The 5096-nt window shown below is 63.4% G+C and carries 4 protein-coding genes, 1 pseudogene and 1 riboswitch; of the genes and pseudogenes, 3 read left to right on the forward strand and 2 right to left on the reverse strand.

What is annotated here, in order from left to right; translation table 11 throughout:
• Together EOA22_RS23845 and araD1 are read left to right on the forward strand one after the other, a co-directional pair.
• Positions 1–190, forward strand: a pseudogene (locus tag EOA22_RS23845) (sugar ABC transporter permease); the annotation flags it as partial.
• A gap of 305 nt (positions 191–495) precedes the next feature.
• Positions 496–1488 carry an AraD1 family protein gene (araD1, locus tag EOA22_RS23855; protein WP_013533635.1) on the forward strand — a complete coding sequence of 331 codons (993 nt, stop codon included), beginning with the start codon at positions 496–498 and terminating at the stop codon, positions 1486–1488.
• A gap of 171 nt (positions 1489–1659) precedes the next feature.
• Here the strand turns inward: araD1 and EOA22_RS23860 are convergent, their stop codons facing one another.
• Positions 1660–2433, reverse strand: a complete 774-nt coding sequence (locus EOA22_RS23860; RefSeq protein ID WP_024503157.1) for an ABC transporter substrate-binding protein — start codon at positions 2431–2433, stop codon at positions 1660–1662.
• Between the two features lie 100 nt (positions 2434–2533).
• A complete protein-coding gene (locus EOA22_RS23865) occupies positions 2534–3628 on the reverse strand; it encodes a 2'-deoxycytidine 5'-triphosphate deaminase (RefSeq protein WP_127390259.1) in 1095 nt (364 codons plus the stop codon).
• Positions 3629–3702: 74 nt separating this feature from the next.
• A riboswitch (SAM riboswitch) is annotated at positions 3703–3780 on the forward strand.
• 57 nt (positions 3781–3837) lie between these two features.
• On the opposite strand from EOA22_RS23865, the gene EOA22_RS23870 reads away from it, so the two are divergent.
• Entirely contained in the window at positions 3838–5025 is a 1188-nt protein-coding gene (locus EOA22_RS23870) for an O-succinylhomoserine sulfhydrylase (protein ID WP_063170015.1), read from the forward strand.
• The last annotated feature ends 71 nt before the right edge of the window (positions 5026–5096 follow it).

Raw genomic sequence — 5096 nt, forward strand, 5'->3', positions numbered from 1 at the left:
CATCGGCGGCGCCTCGGCGATGGGCGGCGTCGGTCAGGTCATCGGCGCGGTGGTCGGCGGCTTCATCATGGGCGTGATGAACAACGGCATGTCGATCATGGGCGTCAATGTCGACTGGCAGCAGGTGGTCAAAGGCCTGGTGCTGCTCGGCGCCGTGATCTTCGACGTCTACAACAAGAACAAGGCTTGAACGGACTTAAGAGCAATTCCAGGAAAAGTGTGAAACGGTTTTCCGCCCGGAATTGCGCCAAGACAATGAGTTAGAGCGGTTCGCCGTTTCCGTGAAACGGTGAACTGCTCTGATCGAGGAAAGCAGGAGGCATACGATCGCGACGCTGCCGGCAACCCGCCGGTAACAGAAGTCCCTGAGGGACCAGGCCCGCGAGCGCAATCCGAACTGAGAATTTAAACCGTGGCATGGACGAGGTCCCGGCCGCGCTGAGCAAGGTTTGCCGTTTTGGCAGCCCTGCCAAGGCAAATGAGAGAGGATTCATCATGCTGATCTCCCAGATCCTTGACGACGCCGAGACCATCCGCGTCGTCGCCCGCAATGGCGGCAAGACCCGGATCATCAATGGCGCCCGCAGCGTCTATTCGCTGGCGATGGAGGCCGCCCGCACCGGCGTCGGCCTCGTCGCGCTGATCGAACGCAAGGGGCTTGGCGAGACGGTCGATCTCGAGGCCGCTTACAAGAAGGGGCGGCTGCTGTCGCCGATCAATCACCCCGATCCGGCGCATCTGCACCTGACCGGCACCGGGCTGACGCATCTCGGCTCCGCCGCGACGCGCGATTCCATGCACAAGAAGCTGAGCGCCGACGGCGAGGAGCAGCTCACCGATTCCATGAAGATGTTCCGCATGGGGCTGGAGGGCGGCAAGCCGGCGAAAGGCCAGATCGGCGTGCAGCCGGAATGGTTCTACAAAGGCAACGGCACGATGGCGGTGGCACCAGGCGCCGCACTCCTGTCACCGGCCTTTGCCAAGGACGCCGGCGAAGAGCCCGAGGTCGCCGGCATCTACGTCATCGGCGACGACGGCGCACCTTTCCGCGTCGGCTTCACGCTGTCGAACGAGTTTTCCGACCACGTCACCGAGCGCGTGAACTATCTGTTCCTCGCGCATTCCAAGCTGCGCAACGCCTCGTTCGGGCCGGAGATCCTGATCGGCGACCTGCCGTCCGACATCCGCGGCACCTCGCGCATCGTGCGCGACAGCGAGGTGCTGTGGGAAAAGCCGTTCCTGTCCGGCGAAGCGAACATGTCGCACACCATCGCCAATCTCGAACATCATCATTTCAAATACGCGGCCTTCCGCCAGCCGGGTGACGTGCATGTGCACATGTTCGGCACGGCGACGCTGTCCTTCGCCGACGGCATCACGACCGAGGCCGGCGATGTCTTCGAGATCGAGGCCGGGGATTTCGGCCTGCCGCTGCGCAACCCGCTCGAGATCGAGCAGCCGGTGAAGGTGGCTGTGAAGGCGCTTTGAGAGCGCGCCTTTTCCTTCTCCCCAAGTGGGAGGTGGATCGGCGCGTTAGCGCCGAGACGGATGAGGGGTGTTCCAGCGGAGTGAAACGTTGGCGTTCCCTGGAACACCCCTCATCCGTCGCCTCCGGCGACACCTTCTCCCACAAGGGGAGAAGGAAAAGGCGCCTCTGCCTCAATAAATATCGAAGTCGAAATACTTGGCCTGGATCTTCTTGTAGGTGCCGTCGGCAACGATCGCGTCGATGGCCGCGTTGAGCTTGTCGCGCAGGGCCGTGTCGTCCAGGCGCACGGCGATGCCGGCCTGGGTCTCGGTGCCCTTGACGTCGCCGACCAGCTTGCAGCAGCCGTCGCTTGCCTTCTTCAGCCAATCCATCAGCACGAACTTGTCCGAGATCACGGCGTCAAGACGACCGTTGGTCAGGTCGGTGATCGCCTCTTCCTGGGTGGGATAGAGTTTGGCCTCCGCGCCCGCCTTGCCATATTCATTCTGGGCATAGTCGGCCTGCGTGGTCGAAGCCTGGGCACCGACCGTCTTGCCGGCAAGGGCCGCCGGTTCGGTCGAGGTGAGATCGGTGTCCTTCGGCGCCACCAGAGCCAGCGGTGTCGTATAATATTTGTTGGTGAAGGCGACCTGCTTCTTGCGCTCCTCGGTGATGCTCATCGAGGCGATGATGGCGTCGAACTTCTTGGCCTGCAAAGCGGGAATGATGCCGTCCCAGTCCTGGGTAACGATCTCGCATTCGACCTTCATCTGCGCGCACAGCGCATTGGCGATGTCGATGTCGAAGCCTTCGACCTTGCCGTCGGCGGTAATGGTGTTGAACGGCGGATAGGCGCCCTCGGTGCCGATCTTGATTTTCTCCGCCGCCTGCACCGACAGAGAGCCGGCCAGTGTTGCCAGCATGGCAGCGCCCGCCGCCGATATGACCCATTTCGAAAATCGCATTTTCTTGGTTCCCCTTGAACGCCGCCAGCTTGACGGGCGGCAAGGCAGCCAAGCATGGCGAGCCGGTACAGGCAAGTATTTTGCCTTGGGGCAATGAGGGTCAGCGCGCGGCGCGGAAATGCTTGGACAGCTTCAGGCCCTGCGCCTGGTAGTTGGAGCCGAGATCGGTGCCGTAGAGCGCCTGCGGCCGCTTCAGCATATGCTCGTAGACCAGCCGGCCGACGATCTGGCCGTGGTCGAGGATGAACGGCACTTCATGGCTGCGCACTTCCAGCACCGCCCGGCTGCCGGTGCCGCCGGATGCGGAATGGCCGAAGCCCGGATCGAAGAAGCCGGCATAATGGACGCGGAATTCGCCGACCAGCGGATCGAAGGGCGTCATCTCGGCGGCGTAGAGCGGCGGCACATGCACCGCCTCCTGCCTGACGCGGATGTAGAATTCATCGGGGTCGAGCACCAGTTCGCCGGCGCCGCTCTTGTGGATCGGTTCCCAGAAGTCGACGACTTCCTGGGCCGCGCGCTTGTCGACATCGACGAGGCCGGTGTGATGCTTGCCGCGATAGCCGACCAAGCCGCTTTGATCGCCGTTGAGGTCGATCGACAGCGCGATGCCGCCGCCGGAAATGTTCGGCGGCTCGGTGGCGACAAGCATCTGCGTGCGATGCAGGTCGTGCAACTCGGCTTCGGAGAGCAGCGCATTGCCGGTGCGGAAACGGATCTGCGACAGGCGCGACCCGGTGCGGACGACGATCGGGAAGGTGCGCGGGCTGACTTCCAGAAAGAGCGGGCCATGATAGCCGGCCGCGATCTTGTCGAACTCGTGGCCGCGATCGGTCATGACGCGGGTGAAGATGTCGAGCCGTCCGGTCGAACTCTTCGGATTGGCCGAGGCTGAAATGTCCGCCGGCAGCGCCAGGCTTTCAAGCAGGGGCACGATGTAGACGCAGCCGGTCTCCAGCACCGCGCCCTCGGCCAGATTGATCTCGTGCAGCTGCAGCCGGTCGAGCTTTTCCGAGACCTTGTGATTGGGGCCGGGCAGGAAGGAGGCGCGCACCCGCCAGGCCTTGTCGCCGAGCCTGAGATCGAGGCTGGCCGGCTGGATCTGGTCGGTGTCGAGCGCACGCGCCGACTTCAGCGCGCCGGACTGGAGCAGCGCCGATATGTCCTGGTCGGGAAGAATGCCTGTCTGCCGCAAGGCTCCACTCCTGCTTGGTACAAACCTCTTAATGAAGCCGGCAATTGACGCAAGCGCGGTGCGGGTCTAAAGGGTCGTTATCCCGTGGTGATTTGGCCGGTCGGCTTGCAGCCACGTTAAACAAGTCGCTAAAGGACCGTCGGGCCGCAAGGCCGTATGGACCGGTTGCGACTTTCGCGGCCGGTTTTTTTGTGTCTGGAAGAAAAGCGATGAGCACCAAGAAGCGCAACTGGAAGCCTCAGACGGCACTCGTGCACAGCGGAACGCTGCGTTCCGGTTTCGGCGAAACGTCAGAAGCGATCTATCTCACCCAAGGCTATGTCTACGAAACGGCGCAAGCCGCCGAAGCCCGTTTCAAGGGCGAAGAGCCGGGTTTCATCTATTCGCGCTACGCCAATCCGACCGTCGACATGTTCGAGAAGCGCATGTGCGCGCTGGAAGGTGCGGAAGACGCGCGCGCCACCGCGTCGGGCATGGCCGCGGTGACGGCCGCCCTTCTGTGCAGCGCCAAGGCCGGCGACCATATCGTGGCGGCGCGTGCGCTGTTCGGCTCCTGCCGCTGGGTGGTCGAGACGCTGGCGCCGAGATACGGCATCGAGGCGACGCTGGTCGACGGCACCGACATCGCCAACTGGGAAAAGGCGATCAAGCCGAACACCAAGCTGTTCTTCCTGGAAAGCCCGACCAATCCGACGCTGGAAGTGGTCGATATCGCCGCTGTCGCTTCGCTTGCCAATTCGATCGGCGCCAGGCTGATCGTCGACAATGTCTTCGCCACGCCCCTGCAGCAGAAGCCCTTGCAGCTCGGCGCCCATATCGTCGTCTATTCGGCGACCAAGCACATAGACGGCCAGGGGCGCTGTCTCGGCGGCGTCATCCTGTCGGACAAGAAGTGGATCGACGAGAACCTGCACGACTATTTCCGCCATACCGGCCCAAGCCTTTCGCCTTTCAACGCCTGGACGCTGCTGAAGGGCCTGGAAACGCTGCCGCTGCGCGTACGCCAGCAGACGGAAAGTGCCGGCCGGATCGCGGATTTTCTGGCCGAACGGCCGGAAATCGCGCGCGTCATCTATCCCGGCCGCGCCGACCATCCGCAGGCCGACATCGTCAAGAAGCAGATGTCGGGCGGCTCGACGCTGATCTGCCTGGACGTCAAGGGCGGCAAGCAGGCGGCCTTCGCCTTGCAGAACGCGCTCGACATCGTCCTGATCTCCAACAATCTCGGTGACGCCAAGAGCCTGATCACCCACCCGGCGACGACGACGCACAAAAATCTCAGCGACGAGGCGCGCGCCGAGCTCGGCATCGGGCCGGGCACGCTCAGGCTGTCGGTTGGCCTGGAGGATGCCGACGATCTGCTCGAGGACATCGCGCAGGCGCTGAAGGCCAGGTAGGAGGCCTTCAGGCGCCGGACGGCGTCTCTTCCAGCTCGGCCGTCTTGGTGCCGATGGTCATCGCATTGCCG

Source organism: Mesorhizobium sp. M7A.F.Ca.US.014.04.1.1, from assembly GCF_003998745.1.
GTDB lineage: Bacteria > Pseudomonadota > Alphaproteobacteria > Rhizobiales > Rhizobiaceae > Mesorhizobium > Mesorhizobium ciceri.

Excerpts from the sequence above, each read along its gene's own strand:
- EOA22_RS23870 (WP_063170015.1), top strand. The coding sequence starts at position 3,838 with ATGAGCACCAAGAAGCGCAACTGGAAGCCTCAGACGGCACTCGTGCAC.
- araD1 (WP_013533635.1), top strand. The coding sequence starts at position 496 with ATGCTGATCTCCCAGATCCTTGACGACGCCGAGACCATCCGCGTCGTC.
- EOA22_RS23860 (WP_024503157.1), bottom strand. The coding sequence starts at position 2,433 with ATGCGATTTTCGAAATGGGTCATATCGGCGGCGGGCGCTGCCATGCTG.